Origin of the sequence: Burkholderia sp. Ed8, from assembly GCF_040761425.1 — a bacterium.
Taxonomy (GTDB): Bacteria; Pseudomonadota; Gammaproteobacteria; order Burkholderiales; family Burkholderiaceae; genus Burkholderia; species Burkholderia seminalis.
In genome coordinates this window covers 1739787-1759971 of the sequence record NZ_CP142886.1, presented here as the reverse complement: position 1 = coordinate 1759971, position 20185 = coordinate 1739787, and the positions used below count along the sequence as shown (strand labels likewise).

20 protein-coding genes are annotated in these 20185 nt (G+C 66.2%); 11 read left to right on the top strand and 9 right to left on the bottom strand.

The window, feature by feature from the left end; translation table 11 throughout:
• Positions 1-69: 69 nt before the first annotated feature.
• Together VXM69_RS22135 and mpl are read right to left on the bottom strand one after the other, a co-directional pair.
• Entirely contained in the window at positions 70-639 is a 570-nt protein-coding gene (locus VXM69_RS22135) for a YqiA/YcfP family alpha/beta fold hydrolase (RefSeq protein WP_034186391.1), read from the bottom strand.
• Complete coding sequence (mpl, locus tag VXM69_RS22130; RefSeq protein WP_367190163.1) at positions 636-2021, bottom strand: UDP-N-acetylmuramate:L-alanyl-gamma-D-glutamyl-meso-diaminopimelate ligase; 1386 nt, start codon at positions 2019-2021, stop codon at positions 636-638. Before mpl ends, VXM69_RS22135 begins: the two co-directional genes overlap by 4 nt.
• Before the next feature lie 247 nt (positions 2022-2268).
• Between mpl and VXM69_RS22125 the strand changes: the two genes are divergently transcribed.
• The 10 genes from VXM69_RS22125 to VXM69_RS22080 all read left to right on the top strand — a co-directional run bounded on the left by VXM69_RS22125 (position 2269) and on the right by VXM69_RS22080 (position 10509).
• The gene (locus tag VXM69_RS22125; protein WP_034186444.1) at positions 2269-2913 is read left to right on the top strand and encodes a hypothetical protein; all 645 of its coding nucleotides are present in this window, start codon (positions 2269-2271) and stop codon (positions 2911-2913) included.
• 7 nt (positions 2914-2920) lie between these two features.
• A complete protein-coding gene (locus VXM69_RS22120; protein WP_069706789.1) occupies positions 2921-3472 on the top strand; it encodes a TlpA disulfide reductase family protein in 552 nt (183 codons plus the stop codon).
• A 194-nt stretch (positions 3473-3666) separates the two neighbouring features.
• A complete protein-coding gene (aroQ, locus tag VXM69_RS22115; RefSeq protein ID WP_011350880.1) occupies positions 3667-4119 on the top strand; it encodes a type II 3-dehydroquinate dehydratase in 453 nt (150 codons plus the stop codon).
• Positions 4120-4185: 66 nt separating this feature from the next.
• A complete protein-coding gene (gene accB, locus VXM69_RS22110) occupies positions 4186-4659 on the top strand; it encodes an acetyl-CoA carboxylase biotin carboxyl carrier protein (protein ID WP_034186388.1) in 474 nt (157 codons plus the stop codon).
• Between the two features lie 87 nt (positions 4660-4746).
• Complete coding sequence (accC, locus tag VXM69_RS22105; protein WP_034186387.1) at positions 4747-6114, top strand: acetyl-CoA carboxylase biotin carboxylase subunit; 1368 nt, start codon at positions 4747-4749, stop codon at positions 6112-6114.
• Positions 6115-6116: 2 nt separating this feature from the next.
• Positions 6117-7019: a 50S ribosomal protein L11 methyltransferase gene (prmA, locus tag VXM69_RS22100; protein WP_034186386.1), complete on the top strand. Its 903-nt coding sequence runs from the start codon at positions 6117-6119 to the stop codon at positions 7017-7019.
• Positions 7020-7064: 45 nt separating this feature from the next.
• Complete coding sequence (locus VXM69_RS22095) at positions 7065-8414, top strand: DUF3426 domain-containing protein (protein ID WP_367190162.1); 1350 nt, start codon at positions 7065-7067, stop codon at positions 8412-8414.
• A 74-nt stretch (positions 8415-8488) separates the two neighbouring features.
• Positions 8489-8992, top strand: a complete 504-nt coding sequence (tpx, locus tag VXM69_RS22090) for a thiol peroxidase (RefSeq protein WP_034182673.1) — start codon at positions 8489-8491, stop codon at positions 8990-8992.
• Positions 8993-9077: 85 nt separating this feature from the next.
• A complete protein-coding gene (locus tag VXM69_RS22085) occupies positions 9078-10016 on the top strand; it encodes a carbohydrate kinase family protein (RefSeq protein WP_034186384.1) in 939 nt (312 codons plus the stop codon).
• A gap of 19 nt (positions 10017-10035) precedes the next feature.
• Positions 10036-10509, top strand: coding sequence for a glycine zipper 2TM domain-containing protein (locus tag VXM69_RS22080; RefSeq protein ID WP_034186383.1), 474 nt, complete (start codon positions 10036-10038; stop codon positions 10507-10509).
• A 212-nt stretch (positions 10510-10721) separates the two neighbouring features.
• Here VXM69_RS22080 and VXM69_RS22075 read toward each other — a convergent pair whose 3' ends face one another.
• The 7 genes from VXM69_RS22075 to VXM69_RS22045 form a co-directional block, all read right to left on the bottom strand.
• Entirely contained in the window at positions 10722-11372 is a 651-nt protein-coding gene (locus VXM69_RS22075; RefSeq protein WP_034186382.1) for a histone H1-like DNA-binding protein, read from the bottom strand.
• A gap of 28 nt (positions 11373-11400) precedes the next feature.
• A complete protein-coding gene (locus VXM69_RS22070; RefSeq protein WP_080287729.1) occupies positions 11401-11727 on the bottom strand; it encodes a hypothetical protein in 327 nt (108 codons plus the stop codon).
• Between the two features lie 83 nt (positions 11728-11810).
• The gene (locus VXM69_RS22065) at positions 11811-13022 is read right to left on the bottom strand and encodes a ribonucleotide-diphosphate reductase subunit beta (protein ID WP_034186381.1); all 1212 of its coding nucleotides are present in this window, start codon (positions 13020-13022) and stop codon (positions 11811-11813) included.
• A 365-nt stretch (positions 13023-13387) separates the two neighbouring features.
• Positions 13388-16393: a ribonucleoside-diphosphate reductase subunit alpha gene (locus VXM69_RS22060; RefSeq protein WP_343727931.1), complete on the bottom strand. Its 3006-nt coding sequence runs from the start codon at positions 16391-16393 to the stop codon at positions 13388-13390.
• 456 nt (positions 16394-16849) lie between these two features.
• Positions 16850-17440, bottom strand: coding sequence for a 1,6-anhydro-N-acetylmuramyl-L-alanine amidase AmpD (gene ampD, locus VXM69_RS22055; RefSeq protein ID WP_034186379.1), 591 nt, complete (start codon positions 17438-17440; stop codon positions 16850-16852).
• On the bottom strand, positions 17437-17754 hold the full coding sequence (locus VXM69_RS22050; RefSeq protein ID WP_034186378.1) for a PP0621 family protein: 318 nt from the start codon (positions 17752-17754) through the stop codon (positions 17437-17439). Before VXM69_RS22050 ends, ampD begins: the two co-directional genes overlap by 4 nt.
• A gap of 13 nt (positions 17755-17767) precedes the next feature.
• On the bottom strand, positions 17768-18661 hold the full coding sequence (locus tag VXM69_RS22045; RefSeq protein ID WP_034186377.1) for an inner membrane protein YpjD: 894 nt from the start codon (positions 18659-18661) through the stop codon (positions 17768-17770).
• A gap of 89 nt (positions 18662-18750) precedes the next feature.
• Between VXM69_RS22045 and ffh the strand changes: the two genes are divergently transcribed.
• On the top strand, positions 18751-20118 hold the full coding sequence (gene ffh, locus VXM69_RS22040) for a signal recognition particle protein (protein WP_034186376.1): 1368 nt from the start codon (positions 18751-18753) through the stop codon (positions 20116-20118).
• Positions 20119-20185: the final 67 nt, after the last annotated feature.

The following is a 20185-nucleotide window of genomic DNA, read 5'->3' as shown; positions in this document are numbered from 1 at the left end:
GTTCAGACTGCCCGGCGCCGCGTCGGCGGCACCGCATGATGATGGGAATTCGATCGGCACCGGGCCGGTTTATGACGTCTTTCCGTCGCAAAATGCGAGAACGTCGTCGACATAGTCGGCAAATTCGCTGATCCCGTGATCGCTGCCTTCGATCACGCGCGTTTTCGCACCCGGGTAATGCGCCAGCATCTCGCGATAGTCGAGCACTTCGTCGCCGGTCGCCGCGAACAGATAGTAGCGTTCGGCGCGCGTGATTGCCGGCACGCGCAGCGCGTCGAGCTCATGCAGGTGACGGCGCTCGACGACGATCGTGCCGCCGCCGTGCCACAGCGGCTGTTCGCCCAGGTGCTGCTCGAGATCGCGTTGCGGCACGATGGCCGGATTCAGCAGCACGGCCTTCCAGCCGTGCTTTTCCGCCAGCCACGTCGCGTAATAGCCGCCGAGCGAGCTGCCGATGACGGTCACGTCGCGCGCGCCCGCCACTTCCGCTTCGGCCACCGCGATCGCCTCGAGCGGCGACACCGACAGCGACGGGCACCGCCACTCGCCGGTACGGCCGAGTTCGGCCATGCGCGCGGCGAGCAGCCGCGATTTCTGCGATTCCGGCGACGACCGGAAGCCGTGCAGATACAGGATCACGTGCGGCTCCCGAGCGCATCGAGCAGCTTCTGGTGCACGCCGCCGAAGCCGCCGTTGCTCATCACGAGCACGTGGTCGCCCGGGCGCGCGGCCTCGACGACGGCCTTCACCAGCAAGTGGAGATCGTCGAACGCGCGTGCCTTGTCGCCCAGCGGCGCCAGCGACTCGCCGAGATTCCAGCCGAGCGCGTCGCGCCCCGTCGGGGCGCCGTAGCCGAACACGAGATCGGCATCGGCGAGGCTGGCCGGCAATTGCGACTTCATCACGCCGAGCTTCATCGTGTTCGAGCGCGGCTCGAGCACGGCGAGGATGCGGGCATTCTGGCGACCGATGCGCGCACGAAGGCCGGCGATCGTGGTTTCGATCGCGGTCGGATGGTGCGCGAAATCGTCGTAGACGGTCACGCCGTCGATGCTGCCGCGCACTTCCATCCGGCGCTTCACGTTGCGGAACGACGCGAGCGACGCCGCCGCCTGCGCGGGCGGCACGCCGACGTGGCGCGCGGCGGCGATCGCCGCGAGCGCGTTCATCCGGTTGTGGTCGCCCTGCACCTGCCACGCGACTTCGCCGACGCGCTCGGCCTGCGAGTACACCGCGAAGCGCTCGTCGACCGGCACGCCGTCCTCGGCCGGCAGCGCCTGCCAGCCGCCGTCGACGCCGAAGCGCTCGACCTCGCTCCAGCAGCCGCGCGCCAGCACGCGTTCGAGCGCGTCCGAGCGGCCGTTCGTGACGATCCGGCCGACGCCCGGCACGGTGCGCACGAGATGGTGGAATTGCGTCTCGATCGCGGCGAGATCCGGGAAGATGTCGGCGTGATCGAATTCAAGGTTGTTCAGCACCGCGGTGCGCGGCCGGTAGTGGACGAACTTCGAACGCTTGTCGAAGAACGCCGTGTCGTACTCGTCGGACTCGATCACGAAGAAGCTCGAGTCGGTGAGCCGTGCCGACACGCCGAAATTCAGCGGCACGCCGCCGATCAGGAAACCGGGGTTCAGGCCCGCGTCCTCCAGCAGCCACGCGAGCATCGACGACGTGGTCGTCTTGCCGTGCGTGCCCGCGACCGCGAGCACCCACTTGCCGGCGAGCACGTGCTCGCCGAGCCACTGCGGGCCCGACACGTACGGCAGGCCGCGATCGAGGATCGCCTCCATCAGCGGATTACCGCGCGTGACGACGTTGCCGATCACGAACAGGTCCGGTTTCAGGTCGATCTGTTCGGCGCCGTAGCCTTCGATCAGCGTGATGCCCTGTGCCTCGAGCTGGGTGCTCATCGGCGGATAGACGCCCGCGTCGCAACCCGTCACCGTGTGGCCCGCTTCGCGCGCGAGTACGGCGAGACCGCCCATGAAGGTGCCGCAGATGCCAAGAATATGGATGTGCATAGAGATGAATGCTTTCGCGCCGCCGGGCGCCGTCGATTCGGAAAGGATGCATGTGCGGCGCGCCGGACGGACCGCGCGACCGGCGCCGACCCACGACTTTTGCCGCGACACAAAGATGGCTATTGTAACTGACGGCCTGCGCTGCCCGGCGGCCCGAACGATGCGGGCGAACCCCGGCCGGGCGTCGGGTGGCGGCCCGCCGTACCCGTGCTCGGGCCCGTCGGCGATCGAGTATGATTGCCGGATCATGTCTCGCAAATCCCTTCTCGACCCGCGGCGCGTCCGCGAGGAAATCGCCCAATCCGCCGCCCGCCTGATCGCGGAGGACGGCCTGGACTATGCCGGCGCGAAGCGCAAGGCCGCGCGCCAGTTGCTGGGCGATTCGCGCGTTGCCGGCGAATGGCTGCCGGATAACGACCAGATCGAGGAAGAACTGCGCGAATACCTCGCGCTGTTCCAGAGCGATACCCAGCCGGACGAACTGCGCCGCCTGCGCGAGATCGCGCTCGACTGGATGCGCCGGCTCGCCGAGTTCCATCCCTATGTGACGGGCGCCGTGCTGAACGGCACCGCGAACGCCCATTCGGATATCCATTTGCAGGCATTCACCGACAACCCGAAGGACGTCGCCATCTACCTGCTGAACCAGAACGTCCAGTACGACGTCTCCGAGACGCGGCACTTCGCGGGCCGCGCCGACGTCGAGACGCTCAGTTTCCTGTGGCGCCCACGGCGCGACATGGACGCGATCGGCATCCATCTCGCGCTCTATGCGAGCGACGACCTGCGCGGCGCGGTCAAGGCCGACGCGCGCGGCCGCGTCGCCCGCGCCGATGCCGCCGCGCTGCGCGCGCTCGTCGAGGCAGGCAAGACCCCTTCCGAACCGGAATGATTCAACGATGATGATGAAACGCATGTTGGCGCTCGCGGTGGTCGCGGCCGCCGCCGTCGCCGGCGGACTGACCGCCGGCCATTGGTTCCGCGGCAGTGCCGACGACGGCGTCGCCGTCGCCGCGCCCGCCGCGCAGGGCAACCCGGTCGACCAGCTGTGGGCGTCGTCGCTGACGGGCACCGACGGCAAGCCGGCCTCGCTGGCCGCTTTCAAGGGCCAGAAGGTCGTCGTCAATTTCTGGGCATCGTGGTGCGGCCCCTGCGTAGAGGAAATGCCCGAGCTCGTCGCACTGTCGCACCAGTACAAGCAGAAAGGCATCCGTTTCATCGGGATCGGCGTCGATTCCGAGCAGAACGTGAAGAACTTCCTGCAGAAGGTAAAGGTCGACTATCCGGTCTTCGTCAGCGGTTACGCAGGCGCCGATCTGGCCCGTAATTTTGGAAATACCGCCGGCGCGTTGCCGTTTACGGTCGTGATCGACGAAACCGGCAAGATTCGCGAGACAAAATTGGGACAAATCCAGCCGGCCGAGCTGAAAAAGACGCTCGACGCGCTGTAACCGGCCCGAACGGCGGCCCGCACGTTGGCGGCGATTTGCCTGTCGATCGCCGCAATTTCGCGTGAATTCGCCGATACTTTGCTTCCATGCCGGTAATTCTTGCAGGTCCGTCGCGCCCGGCCGTTCGGCAAAACTAGACAAATTTCTCTAAATAGCGCTAAAGTTCGCGCAATTCCGCAGAAATAGAAGCGACCATGACACGATTGCTGGTGCTGCACGGCCCCAACCTGAACCTTCTCGGCACCCGGGAACCGGAGGTGTACGGCCGCGTCACGCTCGCTCAGATCGATCAGGCGCTTGCCGCGCGCGCCCGGGAAGCCGGCGCCGAGTTGTCGTCGTTCCAGAGTAACCATGAAGGTGCGCTGGTCGACCGCATCCAGGCCGCGCGGGAGGAACAGACCGATTTCATCCTGATCAATCCGGCCGCGTACACGCACACGAGCGTTGCGATCCGGGACGCGATCGCCGGCGTTGGCATCCCGTTCGTCGAGGTTCACTTGTCGAACGTGCATCGCCGCGAAGCGTTCAGGCACCACTCCTACTTTTCCGACCAGGCCGAAGGCGTGATCTGCGGGCTCGGCTGGAAAGGTTATCTGTACGCGCTCGAGTACGCGCTGGACAAGCTGCAAGGCACGTCGCGCGGCTGATTTCGCGATCTAGATTCAGCGCCGGCCCCTAACCGGCGCTTTCACGTATTGAAAGGGGAATTCCCGATGGATCTTCGTAAGCTGAAAACTCTGATCGACCTCGTTTCCGAATCCGGCATCTCCGAGCTGGAAGTGACGGAAGGCGAAGGCAAGGTGCGCATCGTCAAGAACGCACCGCCGGTCTACGTGCAGCCGACGGCTGGGTATGCCCCGCAAGTCAGCGCGCCCGCTCCGTCGGCCGCGCTGCCGACCGAAGGCGCTGCCGCGCCGGCCGCGGGCGCTCCCGCCGCACCGGCCGCACCGCAAGGCCACGTCGTGACGTCGCCGATGGTCGGCACGTTCTATCGCGCGCCGTCGCCGGGCGCGGACCCGTTCGTCCAGGTCGGCGACACGGTCAAGGAAGGCCAGACCATCTGCATCATCGAAGCGATGAAGCTGCTCAACGAGATCGAGTCGGACAAGGCCGGCGTGATCAAGGAAATCCTCGTCGAGAACGGCCAGGCCGTCGAATACGGCCAGCCGCTTTTCGTGATCGGCTAAGCCCGCCGCGCGGCCGTCCCGGCCGCGCGCCGCCGAGATGCTCGCCTGGCGCCGTTCGCGCGCCCCTCGAAGAGACGAATACTCGCTATGTTTGAAAAAATCCTCATTGCCAACCGCGGTGAAATCGCGCTGCGCATCCAGCGCGCGTGCCGCGAGCTCGGCGTCAAGACGGTGGTCGTCTACTCGGAAGCCGACAAGGAAGCCAAGTACGTGCGCCTCGCGGACGAAGCCGTCTGCATCGGCCCGGCTCCGTCGAACCTGAGCTACCTGAACATGCCGGCGCTGATCAGCGCCGCGGAAGTCACCGATGCCGAGGCGATCCACCCCGGCTACGGCTTCCTGTCGGAAAACGCCGATTTCGCGGAGCGCGTCGAGCAGTCGGGCTTCACGTTCATCGGCCCGCGCCCGGAAACGATCCGGATGATGGGCGACAAGGTCACCGCGAAGCAGACGATGATCAAGACCGGCGTGCCGTGCGTGCCGGGCTCGGAAGGCGCGTTGCCGGACGATCCGAAGGAGATCGTCAAGATTGCGCGCGCGATCGGCTATCCGGTCATCATCAAGGCGGCCGGCGGCGGCGGCGGACGCGGGATGCGCGTCGTGCACACCGAGGCTGCGCTCGTCAACGCGGTCAACATGACCCGCGAGGAAGCCGGCCGTGCGTTCGGCAACCCGCAGGTGTACATGGAGAAGTTCCTCGAGAACCCGCGTCACATCGAGATCCAGGTGCTGTCGGACGCGTACAAGAACGCGATCTGGCTGGGCGAGCGCGACTGCTCGATGCAGCGCCGCCACCAGAAGGTGATCGAGGAAGCGCCGGCGCCCGGCATTCCGCGCCGCCTGATCGACCGCATCGGCGACCGCTGCGCGGACGCCTGCAAGAAGATGGGCTACCTCGGTGCGGGCACGTTCGAATTCCTGTACGAAAACGGCGAGTTCTACTTCATCGAGATGAACACGCGCGTGCAGGTCGAGCACCCGGTATCGGAGCTGATCACGGGCGTCGACATCGTGCAGGAACAGATCCGCATCGCGGCCGGCGAGAAGCTCGCGCTGCGCCAGCGCGACATCCAGTTCCGCGGACATGCGATCGAATGCCGGATCAACGCCGAGGATCCGTTCAAGTTCACGCCGTCGCCGGGCCGGATCACGTCGTGGCATACGCCGGGCGGCCCCGGCGTGCGCGTCGACTCGCATGCCTACAATGGCTATTTCGTGCCGCCGAACTATGATTCGATGATCGGCAAGCTGATCACCTACGGCGCGACGCGCGAGCAGGCGATCCGCCGCATGCGCATCGCGCTGTCGGAAATGGTCGTCGAAGGCATCCAGACCAACATCCCGCTGCACCGCGAGCTGATGATCGACTCGAAGTTCGTCGAAGGCGGCACCAGCATCCACTATCTCGAAAACCGGCTCGCGCAGAAGCAGCAGGTCGCACCGGAAGAAGCGTAAGCATGAGCTATCGCGAACTCGTCGTCGAACTGGCCCGTGAGCATGCGGAGGCGCTGTCCGACGCGCTGCTCGACCTCGGCGCGCTGTCGGTGTCCGTCGAGGACGCCGACGCCGACACGCCCGACGAACAGCCGCTCTTCGGCGAGCCGGGCCTCGTGCCCGACCGCACCGCGTGGCAGCACTCGCGCGTGGTCGCGCTGCTGTCGGCCGACCATGAGCCGGCCGTGCTGCTCGCCGCGGCCGCGAACGAGATCGGCATCGCCGAAACGCCGAAGTTCGTCGTCCGCGAAGTCGAGGAACAGGACTGGGTGCGGCTCACGCAATCGCAGTTCGAGCCGATCCCGATCGGCGAGCGGATCTGGGTCGTGCCGTCGTGGCACGACGCGCCCGATCCCGATGCGCTCGTCCTCGAACTCGATCCGGGCCTCGCATTCGGCACCGGCAGCCACCCCACTACCCGTCTGTGCATGGAGTGGCTCGAACAGTCGGTGAAGCCCGGCCAGTCGGTGCTCGACTACGGCTGCGGCTCGGGCATTCTCGCGATCCTCGCGAAGAAATGCGGGGCGAACCCCGTCATCGGCATCGACATCGATCCGCAAGCCGTCGAATCGGCGCGGCAGAACAGCGAGCGCAACCGTGCGGAAGTCACGTACGGGTTGCCCGACGCATGCCCGGACGGCGAGTTCGACATCGTCGTCGCGAACATCCTGTCGAACCCGCTGAAGCTGATGGCGTCGATGCTCGCATCGAAGGTCAAACCGGGCGGGCGCATCGCGCTGTCGGGCGTGCTCGCGCGCCAGGCGGACGAAGTCGCGGCCGTCTACGCGCGCTACGTCGACATCTCGGTCTGGCGTGAACACGAAGGTTGGGTATGCCTCGCCGGAACCCGGCGGGAAAGCCATTAGAATAGCGCTGTCCTTCACTCTGGCCAGCAGGCCGCCCGGCTCGACATGCTTCTTGCGACGCGCTGCCCTCATTGCGAAACCGTCTTCCGGCTGCAGCAGGAACAGCTCTCGCTGCATGACGGGCTCGTGCGCTGCGGCCATTGCCACGAAGTCTTCAACGCGTCCGAATCGCTCGTTCCCGAGCACGCGCCGCAGCCCGAACCGGCCCTGACCGACGCGGCTGCGGCGCCGGACCACGGCGACGCGCATCATCAGGCCCCGCCCGCACGGCTGTTCACCGCCGACGCGCCGGCCGCGTCGCCGTCCCACACCGATTACAAGCCGGAAGGCTGGGACATGTGGGCGCCGTGGCTCGATGCCGGCGTCGATCCGTCGCTGCAGCACAGCGTCGAGACCGTCCGCGTCGAGCCGCTGGTGCCGCTCGCGCTCCCGGCCGCGGAAGCCGGCGTCGTTCATCTGTCGGGCACGCCCGTGCCGTTCCCGTCCCCGACCGAACTCGACGCCGCTTCGACTGGCGTCGAGCAACCGGCCGAACCGCATTCGCAGCCGACGGAACACGACACCGCTGCCTCGCCCGCGCCGATCGAGCGCGACCCGCGCGAGCCGCGCTTCGTCGCCCACCTCCCGTCGGAACCGCAAGCCACGCCCGATGCCGCCGAACCCGCCGGCCACGCGCACTTCGCCGTGCCGGACGACGAACGCGCACCGCGCGAGCCGCGTTTTGCGTTCACGCCGGCGCCGGCCGTCACCGAACCCGAACCCGCAACCGGATCCGGATCCGATGCGTTCCCCCGTCATGATCAGGCCGCGCCCGCGGCGGCAGCCGAGCCGGCGGCACCATTCCCGGCCGCACTGTCCGACGACGACCGCCCGCACTTCGCCGTCACGCGCGAGACGCGCGCGCCGCAGCCGCGCGGGATGCTCGGCGGTTTCTTCGGCGGCCTCGTCGCGGCGGTGCTGGCCGTGCTGCTCTTCACGCAGCTCGCGTGGTGGCAACGCGAAACGCTGATGATCGACTGGCCCGTCACGCAGGGCTGGTTCCGGCAGGCTTGCGCGCCGCTCGGCTGCACGGTCGCGCCGCCGCGCGCAATCGACGGCCTGCGGCTCGACGCGACCGACCTGCGCCAGCTCGACGGGCCGCGCGAACTCGAATTGAAGGTACCGCTGACGAACCGCTACCGCGTCGCGCTCGCGTACCCGTCGCTCGAACTCACGCTGCTCGACGACGCCAATCGCGTCACCGTGCGCCGCGTGCTCGCACCGCGCGACTACGTGCGTCCGGGCACGCCGATCGACGCCGGGCTGCCGCCCGGCACCACGCAGACGATGGTCGTCCGCCTCGAAACGAACGGCACGCCCGCCTCGAATTTCCGCGTCCAGATCTTCTATCCGTGACGCACCGCGGCGCGCGCATGCGCGCCCGTCTCAACCCGCGCGCCTCAAGCGGCGCGCTATTTCGGAGCACGAACATGAGCAAAGTTACGCTGGGTGGCAACCCGATCGATCTCGCCGGCACGTTCCCGGCCGTCGGCGCCCAAGCCGCCGATTTCAAGCTGGTCGGCAAGGACCTCGCCGACCTGTCGCTCGCCAGCTTCGCCGGCAAGCGCAAAGTGCTGAACATCGTGCCGAGCCTCGACACGCCGACCTGCGCGACGTCGACCCGCAAGTTCAACGAAGCCGCGTCGTCGCTCGACAACACGGTCGTGGTCGTCGTGTCCGCCGACCTGCCGTTCGCCGCCACGCGCTTCTGCACGACCGAGGGTCTCGCCAACGTCGTGACGGCCTCGACGTTCCGCACCGGCCGCGCGTTCGCGAACGCGTACGGCGTCGACGTGACGAGCGGCCCGCTGAACGGCCTGACCGCCCGTGCCGTCGTCGTGCTCGACGCGCAGGACAAGGTGATCCACGCGGAACTCGTCGGCGAAATCAAGGACGAGCCGAACTACGATGCAGCGCTCGCCGCACTGAAGTAAGCTTTCTACCGCTTTCCCCTGCCGCGCCGCGCCCTTCGCGCGGCGTTGTCGCGCAGGGTCCCTCATTTCTACAGGAACGCACACCTTGGCTACGCTGATTTGCGGCTCGATCGCCTACGACTCCATCATGACCTTCGAAGGGCGGTTCCGCGAGCACATCCTGCCCGACCAGGTGCACCTCATCAACCTGAGCTTCCTCGTGCCGACGATGCGCCGCGAATTCGGCGGCTGCGCGGGCAACATCGCGTATGCGCTGCACCTGCTGGGCGGCGATGCGCGCATGATGGGGACGATGGGCGCGCTCGACGCGCAGCCGTATCTCGACCGGCTCGACCAGCTCGGCCTGCGCCGCGACCACGTTCGCGTGCTGCCCGATACTTATACGGCGCAGGCGATGATCACGACCGATCTCGACAACAACCAGATCGCCGCGTTCCACCCGGGCGCGATGATGCAGTCGCACCTGAACCATGCGGGCGACGCGCCGGACATCCAGCTCGCGATCGTCGGCCCGGACGGCTTCGACGGGATGGTGCAGCACGTGGAAGAACTGGCCAAGGCCGGTGTGCCGTTCGTGTTCGACCCGGGCCAGGGTCTGCCGCTGTTCGACGGTGCGACGCTGCGCCGCAGCATTGAACTTGCGACCTATGTGGCGGTCAACGACTACGAGGCCAAGCTGGTGAGCGACAAGACGGGATGGTCCGAAGATGAAATCGCCAGCCGGGTCGACGCCCTCGTCATTACGCGTGGCGAGCACGGCGCGACCATCCGCCACAAGCAGGGCACGGAGCAGATTCCTGTCGTACCGGCCGAGCGCATCGCCGATCCGACCGGCTGCGGCGACGCCTTCCGGGGCGGCCTGCTGTACGGCATCGAGCATGGCCTCGACTGGGCGACCACGGGGCGCCTCGCCAGCCTGATGGGCTCGCTCAAGATCGCCCACCAGGGGCCCCAGAGTTACGTACTGACGCGCGCGGAAATCGACGCACGCTTCGAGACTGCATTCGGTTACAGTCTCAAATGAATATTGTGGGAGAGCAAAGATGTTGACGAACAAAACCCTCACGCTCGCGGCCATGCTGACGGCCACGCTGACGCTCGCCGGCTGCTTCACGGCACCCGGTTCCGCCGATGTCTATAGCGTCGGCCAGGCGCAGCGCGAACAGACGGTCCGCATGGGCACGGTCGAAAGCGTCCGCGCGGTACGCATCCAGTCCGACGGCGGCGGCAGCGCGATCGGCACGCTCGGCGGCGGCGCACTCGGCGCGGTCGCAGGCAGCGCGATCGGCGGCGGCAAGGGCTCGATCCTGACGGCGATCGCGGGCGGCCTCGTCGGCGCGGTCGCGGGTAACGCCGTGGGCGAAAACCTCAGCACGGCGAACGGTGTCGAAATCACCGTGCGCCTCGACAACGGCGATCTGCGCTCGATCACGCAGGCGGCCAGCGGCGAAGCGTTCCGTGCAGGCGAGCGCGTACGACTGCTGTCGAGCGGCGGCGTCACGCGCGTCACGCACTAACCGGTATCCTCAGCACGCGGCGCAAGCCGCGGTCGAACGCATGTGCGACGCTGCACATGCGTTTTTTTCGTCCGTACTCGCCGAGGTGTCGGCTGCGGCGAGTACGGACGAAAAAAATCCCGCCACCTGAGCCAGATGGCGGGACTGATTGAGTAGCGCTACTCAACCCGCGGACACCACGTGAGTGTCCGGGTGGTGCTGGTCAGCCGCGATTACGGACGGCTGCCGGTCGGGAACGGCCATGCCGCTGCCGGGTTGAGCGCGGTCTTCACGCCCGATGCCGGCGCAACCGATGCGGTCGACGCGGTCGTTGCCGGCGCAGCCTTCTTCACGACGGCCTTCTTCGGTGCAGCAGCCTTCTTCGCCGGCGCAGCAGCCGCCTTCGCAGGGGCAGCCTTCTTGGCAGGCGCAGCCTTCTTCGCGGCAGCCTTCTTCGCAGGCGCAGCCTTCTTCGCGGCAGCCTTCTTCGCCGGTGCCGCCTTCTTCGCGGCAGCCTTCTTAGCCGGTGCCGCCTTCTTCGCAGCAACCTTCTTCACGGCGACCTTCTTCGCTGCAACTTTCTTCGCAGCAGCCTTCTTCGCCGGTGCCGCCTTCTTCGCAGCAACCTTCTTCACGGCGACTTTCTTCGCTGCGACCTTCTTGGCTGCAACCTTCTTCGTTGCGACCTTCTTGGCTGCGACCTTCTTCGCTGCGGCCTTCTTCGCCGGTGCTGCCTTCTTCGCAGCAACCTTCTTCACGGCGACTTTCTTCGCTGCGACCTTCTTCACTGCAGCGGCCTTCTTCGCCGGAGCAGCAGCCTTCTTCGCAACGGTCTTCTTGGCAGCAACCTTCTTAGCAGCCGGTTTCTTCTTGGCAGTAGCCATGTTGTTCTCCTTCAGGTTCAGATGAGAGTCAGTTCAAACTACACCCTTCGTCAAAACCCGCTTCCCGCGGACGCTGTTCAGGACGTGCGCTTCGAAGCGGGCTATTCATCGGCGTACGCAGATACCGCGCGCTTACGCTAATGAATACGGTATGGCGCGCGTGACCACTCGGCCTCGCGCGCCAAATCAAGTCGGTAGCCGGCGCACCGCGCGCCGCTACCCCTAATCGCTTGATCAAGCGGACCGCCACACGGCCGTCCGCTTTATCCGGAGGGAAGTTTGCCCATCCCACTGAAGGGTTCGCAAAGTGCCTGTCGTATCGTTGGGCCGTTAAGGCACCGGGCATGCTTTGCATCAGGCGTTCTTGCTCCTAAACCTTGGGCCGGGGCCGAGAGGCCGCCGGCTGCTCACATCATGTGACGGGTTCGCTGCTGCGGGTTATTCCCAGGACAGCGCGCCCCCCGTCTGATACTCGATCACACGCGTCTCGAAGAAGTTGCGTTCCTTCTTCAGGTCGATCATCTCGCTCATCCACGGGAACGGGTTTTCCTCGTTCGGGTACAGCGGATCGAGGCCGATCTGCTGGCAACGGCGGTTGCTGATGAAACGCAGGTAGCTCTTGAACATCGACGCGTTCAAACCCAGCACGCCGCGCGGCATCGTGTCTTCGGCGTAGCGGTATTCGAGTTCGACAGCCTGCTTGAACAGCTCGCGGATCTCGGCGCGGAATTCCGCGGTCCAGAGATGCGGATTCTCGAGCTTGATCTGGTTGATCAGGTCGATGCCGAAGTTGCAGTGCATCGACTCGTCGCGCAGGATGTACTGATATTGCTCTGCAGCACCCGTCATCTTGTTCTGGCGGCCGAGTGCGAGGATCTGCGTGAACCCGACATAGAAGAACAGGCCTTCCATGATGCAGGCGAACACGATCAGCGACTTCAGCAGCTTCTGATCCGCTTCGAGCGTGCCGGTCTTGAAGGCCGGGTCCGTCAGCGTGTGGATGAACGGAATCAGGAATTCGTCCTTCGCGCGGATCGACGTGACCTCGTGGTACGCGTTGAAGATCTCGCCTTCGTCGAGACCGAGCGATTCGACAATGTATTGGTACGCGTGCGTGTGGATCGCTTCCTCGAACGCCTGGCGCAGCAGGAACTGCCGGCACTCGGGCGCCGTGATGTGGCGGTACGTGCCGAGCACGATGTTGTTCGCCGCGAGCGAATCGGCCGTCACGAAGAAGCCGAGGTTGCGCTTCACGATGCGGCGCTCGTCCTCGGTCAGACCGTTCGGGTCCTTCCACAGAGCGATGTCGCGGGACATGTTGATTTCCTGCGGCATCCAGTGGTTCGCGCAACCGGCCAGATACTTTTCCCACGCCCACTTGTACTTGAACGGCACCAGCTGATTCACGTCAGTCTGGCCGTTGATGATGCGCTTGTCGGCGACATTGACCCGCGCTTCCGTACCGCCGGCGGGAACAGCCGATGCTTGCGGCGGCACCGCAAGATCGCCTTCGAAAATGTCACGGACCTGATGGGCGGCAGGCGCAGCGGCCTGCATTCCGACAGCCATCCCGGCGGAGGTGCGCAACGCGTTTTGCTGCGCTCCGCTCGCGGGGGTTACGGCAGTCTTCTCGTCATCCCAGTTGAGCATAAATTCTCACCATCAATTTAGAACGGTTTGTACCATCTTTTCCTGAGCGATAAAAGGGTTCGCTCACGAAAAATCCTTTTTTCGATTCGCGTTGCGACCTCGATACAACACTTTGAGCAACGCATCGTCGTTCATGCAGCGCGCGAAGTGAGTTGCGCATGTATCGCGAGGTGCGCCCGACGCATCGAACGCCGATCGAAACGCGACGCCGTCGGGGATGTTTCGATCGCTTGTCACTGCCTGCAACGCAGGTGGCGCGTTACAGATTCCTTATCATTTTTTTAGTTGAGAGCGGCGCACACTTCAACCTCGATCGGTCGTCGTGTGCGCCGCCTTTGCCTGCTTCTCAGGTCAGGCGCACTGCGTTACTGGCACGCTTCGCACTCGTCGAAGCCCGGATCGCCCGGACGCATCGTGCACACCGGACCGTCCGCCTCGACCGGCGCGAGTGCCGGCGCTGCATTGATCGCGCCCGACGACACATCGCCACCCGCCGCACCGAAGCCGCCTGCCGCGCCTTGCGCGCCGCCGCTGCCCGAACCGCCGTTGCCCGCGCCGCCCGTCGGCACGGCGTTCAGCGCGCCGTGTGCGACCGTCGACTTCTCGACGTGCGTCGCCGCCATCGTGCGGAGGTAGTAGGTCGTCTTCAGGCCGCGCAGCCATGCGAGCTTGTAGACCTCGTCGAGCTTCTTGCCCGACGCGCCGCCCATGTAGATGTTCAGCGACTGCGCCTGGTCGATCCACTTCTGGCGACGCGATGCCGCTTCGACCAGCCACGTCGGGTCGACTTCGAACGCGGTCGCGTAGATCGCGCGCAGGTCGGCCGGGATGCGGTCGATGCGCGACAGCATGCCGTCGAAGTACTTCAGGTCGGCGACCATCACTTCGTCCCACAGGCCGCGTTCCTTCAGGTCGCGCACCAGGTACTCGTTCACCACCGTGAATTCGCCCGACAGGTTCGACTTCACGTACAGGTTCTGGAAGGTCGGCTCGATACAGGCCGACACACCGATGATGTTCGAGATCGTCGCCGTCGGCGCGATCGCGACGCAGTTCGAGTTGCGCATGCCGTGCGCGGCGATCCGCGAACGCAGCGTCGTCCAGTCGAGCGACTCCGACGTGTCGACCTCGACATAGCCGCCGCGCGCTTCCGTCAGCAGCTTCAGCGTGTCCTGCGGAAGGATGCCGCGATCCCACAGCGAGCCGCGGTAGCTCGAGTAGCGGCCGCGCTCTTCGGCCAGCTCGGTCGACGCGTAGTACGCGTAGTAGCAGACCGCTTCCATCGACCGGTCCGCGAACTCGACCGCCGCTTCCGACGCGTACGGCGTGCGCAGCAGGTGCAGGCAGTCCTGGAAGCCCATGATGCCCATGCCGACCGGGCGGTGCTTCAGGTTCGAGTTACGCGCCTTCGGCACCGCGTAGTAGTTGATGTCGATCACGTTGTCGAGCATGCGCATCGCGACGCTGATCGTGCGCTTCAGCTTGTCGTGGTCGAGCGCGTAGCTGCCGTCGGCCTGCTTCACCAGATGGGCGACGAGGTTCACCGAGCCGAGGTTGCACACCGCGATTTCGGTGTCGCTCGTGTTCAGCGTGATTTCCGTGCACAGGTTCGACGAGTGGACGACGCCGACGTGCTGCTGCGGCGAGCGGACGTTGCACGGATCCTTGAACGTGATCCACGGGTGACCCGTCTCGAACAGCATGCCGAGCATCTTGCGCCAGAGCTGCTGCGCCGGGATCTTCTTGAACAGCTTGATCTCGCCGCGCGCGACCTTCTCTTCGTAAGCCGTGTAAGCCTTCTCGAAGTCGGCACCGAACTTGTCGTGCAGGTCCGGGCAGGTCGACGGCGAGAACAGCGTCCAGTCGGCGCCTTCCATCACGCGCTTCATGAACAGGTCGGGAATCCAGTTCGCCGTGTTCATGTCGTGCGTACGGCGACGGTCGTCACCGGTGTTCTTGCGCAGCTCGAGGAACTCCTCGATGTCGAGGTGCCACGATTCGAGGTACGCGCAGACCGCGCCCTTGCGCTTGCCGCCCTGGTTCACCGCGACGGCCGTGTCGTTCACGACCTTCAGGAACGGGACCACGCCTTGCGACTTGCCGTTCGTGCCCTTGATATGCGAGCCGAGTGCGCGCACACGCGTCCAGTCGTTGCCGAGGCCGCCGGCGAACTTCGACAGCAGCGCGTTTTCCTTCAGCGCTTCATAGATGCCGTCGAGATCGTCCGCGACCGTCGTCAGGTAGCACGACGACAGCTGCGAGCGGTGCGTGCCCGAGTTGAACAGCGTCGGCGTCGAGCTCATGAAGTCGAAGCTCGACAGCACGTTGTAGAACTCGATCGCACGCGTTTCGCGGTCGATCTCGTTCAGCGACAGGCCCATCGCGACGCGCATGAAGAATGCCTGCGGCATTTCGATGCGGGTGCCTTCGACGTGCAGGAAGTAGCGGTCGTACAGCGTCTGCAGGCCCAGGTAGCCGAACTGCAGGTCGCGGTTCGCGTCGAGGGCTTCGCCGAGGCGCTTCAGGTCGAACTGCAGCAGCTTGTCGTCGAGCAGGCCGGCATCGACGCCGCGCTTCAGGAACTGCGGGAAGTATTCCGCGTAGCGGGTCGACATCTCGGCCTGCACGACTTCCTCGCCGAGGATCTCGCGACGGATCGTGTGCAGCAGGATGCGGGCCGTGACCTGGCTGTAGGCCGGGTCCTTCTCGATCATCGTGCGCGCCGCGAGGATCGCCGAGTCGTAGACCTGGCTCATCGGCACGCCGTCGTACAGGTTCTTCACCGTCTCCGCGACGATCGGGTCAGGGTTAACCGCAGCACCGAGGCCTTCGCATGCCGACACGATCAGCGCGCGCAGCGCGTTCAGGTCGAGCGGGCGCGTGACGCCGTTGTCGACGACGTTGATGCCGGTGCTCGACTCGCCGCCCGCTGCCGCTGCGTCCTCGCCCGCATGCTGGCGCTCGAGGTGACGCTTCTCGCGATACAGCACGTACGCACGCGCGACGTTGTGCTCGCCGCCGCGCATCAGCGCGAGTTCGACCTGGTCCTGGATGTCTTCGATATGGAACGTACCGCCGTTCGGGCGGCTGCGCACGAGTGCACGCACGACGTTGTGCGTCAGCTGTTCGACCTGCTCGCGCACGCGCGCCGAAGCCGCGCCCTGCCCGCCGTTGACGGCCAGGAAAGCCTTGGTCACCGCGATCGCGATCTTCGAGGGTTCGAACGACACCACGCTGCCGTTGCGGCGGATCACCTTGTAGTCGGCGAACGTGGCCTGCGGCGCGAGCGCCTTCGCGCCCTGGTCGGTCCCGCCGAGCGGACGGCTCGAGGCGCTCTCGTACTGGGACGTCGCGTTGTCGGTGGTTTGCATGTGCAAAGCTCCTGGTGTTGGATGGTGCGGAGAGAAAGAACCGCGGATTAAAACGAACGCCGCGCAACGCGGTGCGCGAGCGGTAAGAGGCGAGCGATGCGCCGGGGAAGCCGGTTCGGTCGATGCGCGACAACCTGGCCGGTCGTGTGCTTCGTCATGTCTACCCTGCCCCGTCGATGTTCGCTGCGCTGATCGCGACGCCCGGACCGCCCGGCCTGACGCGCCGCCCTGAGAACCCTGTCCGCCGGCGTTGCCCGCCGGCCGGTGCCGCTCGGGTTTTCCCCTGCGACACACACTATATCTAGTACAGAACTGCTCAACTGGCACCAAGTATAGTGGACATTCGGACGAGGTCAAAACGGATAATTTGCGGTGAAGGTCTTGACATCGCTCACGCGCAGACACGACAAGGCATTGGTCGGAGAAAAAACTTTCTCCGCTCAAAAAACCCCGCGATCAGTGCTGACGGAAAGGAAAGTATTCGGCGGAAAAACCGGCATCGCTCGCGAAGCGTTGCCAATCGAAGTGCGGGCCCGGGTCGGTCTTGCGGCCCGGCGCGACGTCCGAGTGCCCGGCGAATGCGTCGACCGGGTAGCGCGCGGCGAGCGCGCGGGACAGCGCGGCGAGCACCGCGTATTGCGCGTCGTCGAACGGCACGTCGTCCGCGCCTTCGAGCTCGATGCCGATCGAGAAGTCGTTGCAGCGCGTCCGGCCGAAGAACTCGGACGAGCCCGCGTGCCACGCGCGCTCGTCGCACGACACGAACTGCACGAGCTCGCCGCCGCGGCGGATCAGGAAATGGGCGGACACGCGCACGCCGCGCAGGTGGCGCTGGTAATACGGGTGCGCATCGCAGTCGAGGCGGTTCAGGAACAGCGACTCGATCGCGTCGCCGCCGAATTCGCCGGGCGGCAGGCTGATGTTGTGGACAACCACGAGCGTCGGCACCGCGCCCGCGGGCCGCCTCTCGAAGTTCGGCGACGGCGCATGGCGCGCTTCGCGCACCCAGCCGTTCGCGTCGACCGACAACGTCGGCGCGTCGCTCATCGCACGTCGCGACCGTTCGCGCGCGCGGCGTGGCGCTGCGCGTGCTCGGCGCTGCAGAAGTAGTCGCCGCCCGCGGCGACCGCTTCGCCCTTCGGCGCATGCACGCCGCATTCGGCGCAGCGCACCATCGGCTCGGGCAGCGACCGCGCGTCGCCGTTCGGCCGCGCGGCTCCGGGGCCGCCGGCGCCGGACGCGCCGTCGTAACCGGCGCCGCGGCCGGTGCGCGCCTGCGCATGCTCCTGCGCGTGGCGCAGCTTGCGCGCGAGCCACGAACCCGCGAAGAAGAGAAGGATCAGGAGAAGAATCTGTCGCATCGGAAACCTGCGGTCAAACCACGGAACGGTGCAGCAGCACCTCGAAAACGAACCGGCTGCCGACATACGCGAGCAGCAGCGCGGCGAACGACACGAGCACCCAGCGCGCGGCGCCGCGGCCGCGCCAGCCCGACGTCTTGCGGGCAACCAGCAGGCCGCCGAACATCAGCCACGACAGGATCGCGAACACGGTCTTGTGGTCGAGCCGCAGCGCGCGCGCGTCGATCTGCTCGCTGAACAGGATGCCCGACGCGAGCGTCAGCGTGAGCAGCACGAAGCCGGCGCCGATCAGGCGGAACAGCAGCTTCTCGAGCGTGAGCAGCGGCGGCAGCGTTTCGAGCCAGCTCGCGATCCAGCCCGTCGAGCCGTCGCGCCCGCCGCTGCGCAGCGACTGCAGCCGCCGCTCGACCATCAGCATCAGGATCGCGTGCAGCGCGGCGATCGCGAACAGCCCGTACGCGATGTTCGCAATCAGGAAGTGCAGCTTGAACAGCGGCGCCGCGGCATAAGGAAGCACCCGCACGCCGCCGAACACGAGCGGCAGCAGCGACGCGCCGCACGCGAGCGGCAAGACCAGCAGGCGCAGGCTGTCGAGCGGGAAGAAGAAGCTCTCGATCCAGTAGATGCCGGCGCCGAGCCAGAACATCGCGGACAGCGCGAACGCGAAGCCGAACACCATCGCGTCGTTCGGAAAGATCGTCATGTGGAGCAGTACGCCGTGCGCGACGAGCGCGGCGAACAGCAGCGCGCGGCCGGCCCCGCTCATCCCCGACGCGGCGGACGCGGGAACCGGCACGGCCGGCACGCTCGCGACGAGCGGCGTCGCACCCTGGCGGTGCGTCCGCCAGCCTGCGACGGCGAGGCCGCCGTACAGGAATGCGGTGAGGGCATACAGTACAATATCCATGTTCGAAGTTTACACTAGGCCCCCTTCCCGCGACGGCTCCCTTTGTTCGGTTCCGCCGCGCCTTCGGGCCCCACTGTCCATCGCTCCCCATGCTCGACAATCTCACTCAACGGATGGCGCGCGTCGTCAAGACGCTGCGCGGCGAGGCCCGGCTCACCGAGGCGAACACGCAGGAGATGCTCCGCGAGGTGCGTCTCGCGCTGCTCGAGGCCGACGTTTCGCTGCCGGTCGTCCGCGAATTCATCGCCAAGGTCAAGGAAAAGGCGCTCGGCGAAGAAGTGATCAGCAGCCTGTCGCCGGGCCAGGCGCTCGTCGGCGTGGTCCAGAAGGAACTGACCGCCGTGATCGGCGGCGACTACGAAGGCAAGGCCGCCGAGCTGAACCTCGCGGTCACGCCGCCCGCCGTGATCCTGATGGCCGGCCTGCAGGGCGCGGGCAAGACCACGACCGCCGGCAAGCTCGCGAAGCTGCTGCGCGAGAAGTACAAGAAGAAGGTGCTGACCGTGTCGTGCGACGTGTATCGCCCGGCCGCGATCATGCAGCTGAAAACGGTGAGCGAACAGGTCGGCGCCGACTTCTTCCCGTCCACGCCCGACCAGAAACCCGTCGACATCGCAATTGCGGCCGTCGACTGGGCGAAGCGCCACTACCATGACGTACTGATCGTCGACACGGCCGGCCGCCTCGGTATCGACGAGGCGATGATGCAGGAAATCGCCGCGCTGCACGGCACGCTGAAGCCGGCCGAAACGCTGTTCGTCGTCGACGCGATGCTCGGCCAGGATGCGGTCAACACCGCGAAGGCGTTCAACGACACGCTGCCGCTCACCGGCGTCGTGCTGACCAAGCTCGACGGCGACTCGCGCGGCGGCGCCGCGCTGTCGGTGCGCCACATCACGGGCAAGCCGATCAAGTTCGTCGGCGTCGCCGAGAAGCTCGACGGCCTGGAAGTGTTCCACCCCGACCGGATGGCAAACCGGATCCTCGGCATGGGCGACATCCTCGCGCTCGTCGAGGAGGCACAGCGCGGCGTCGACGTGCAGGCCGCGCAGAAGCTGGCCGACAAGGTCAAGAAAGGCGGCGACTTCGACCTGAACGATTTCCGCGCGCAGATCTCGCAGATGAAGAACATGGGCGGCCTGTCGTCGCTGATGGACAAGCTGCCCGCGCAGTTCCAGCAGGCGGCCGCCGGGGCCGACATGGGCCAGGCCGAAAAGCAGATCCGCCGGATGGAAGGCATCATCAGCTCGATGACGCCGGCCGAGCGCGCCAAACCCGAAATCATCAAGGCGACGCGCAAGCGCCGCATTGCAGCCGGCGCGGGCGTGCCGGTGCAGGAAGTCAACCGGATGCTGAACCAGTACGATCAGATGCGTACGATGATGAAGAAGCTGAAGGGCGGCAACATGCAGAAGATGATGCGCGGCCTGAAGGGCATGATGCCCGGCATGCGCTGATTCCGCCCGCCGGCCGGGCGCGCGGGTTTTTGCTGTAGCGCGCGCCCGCCGTTCTGCTTCATTCTTA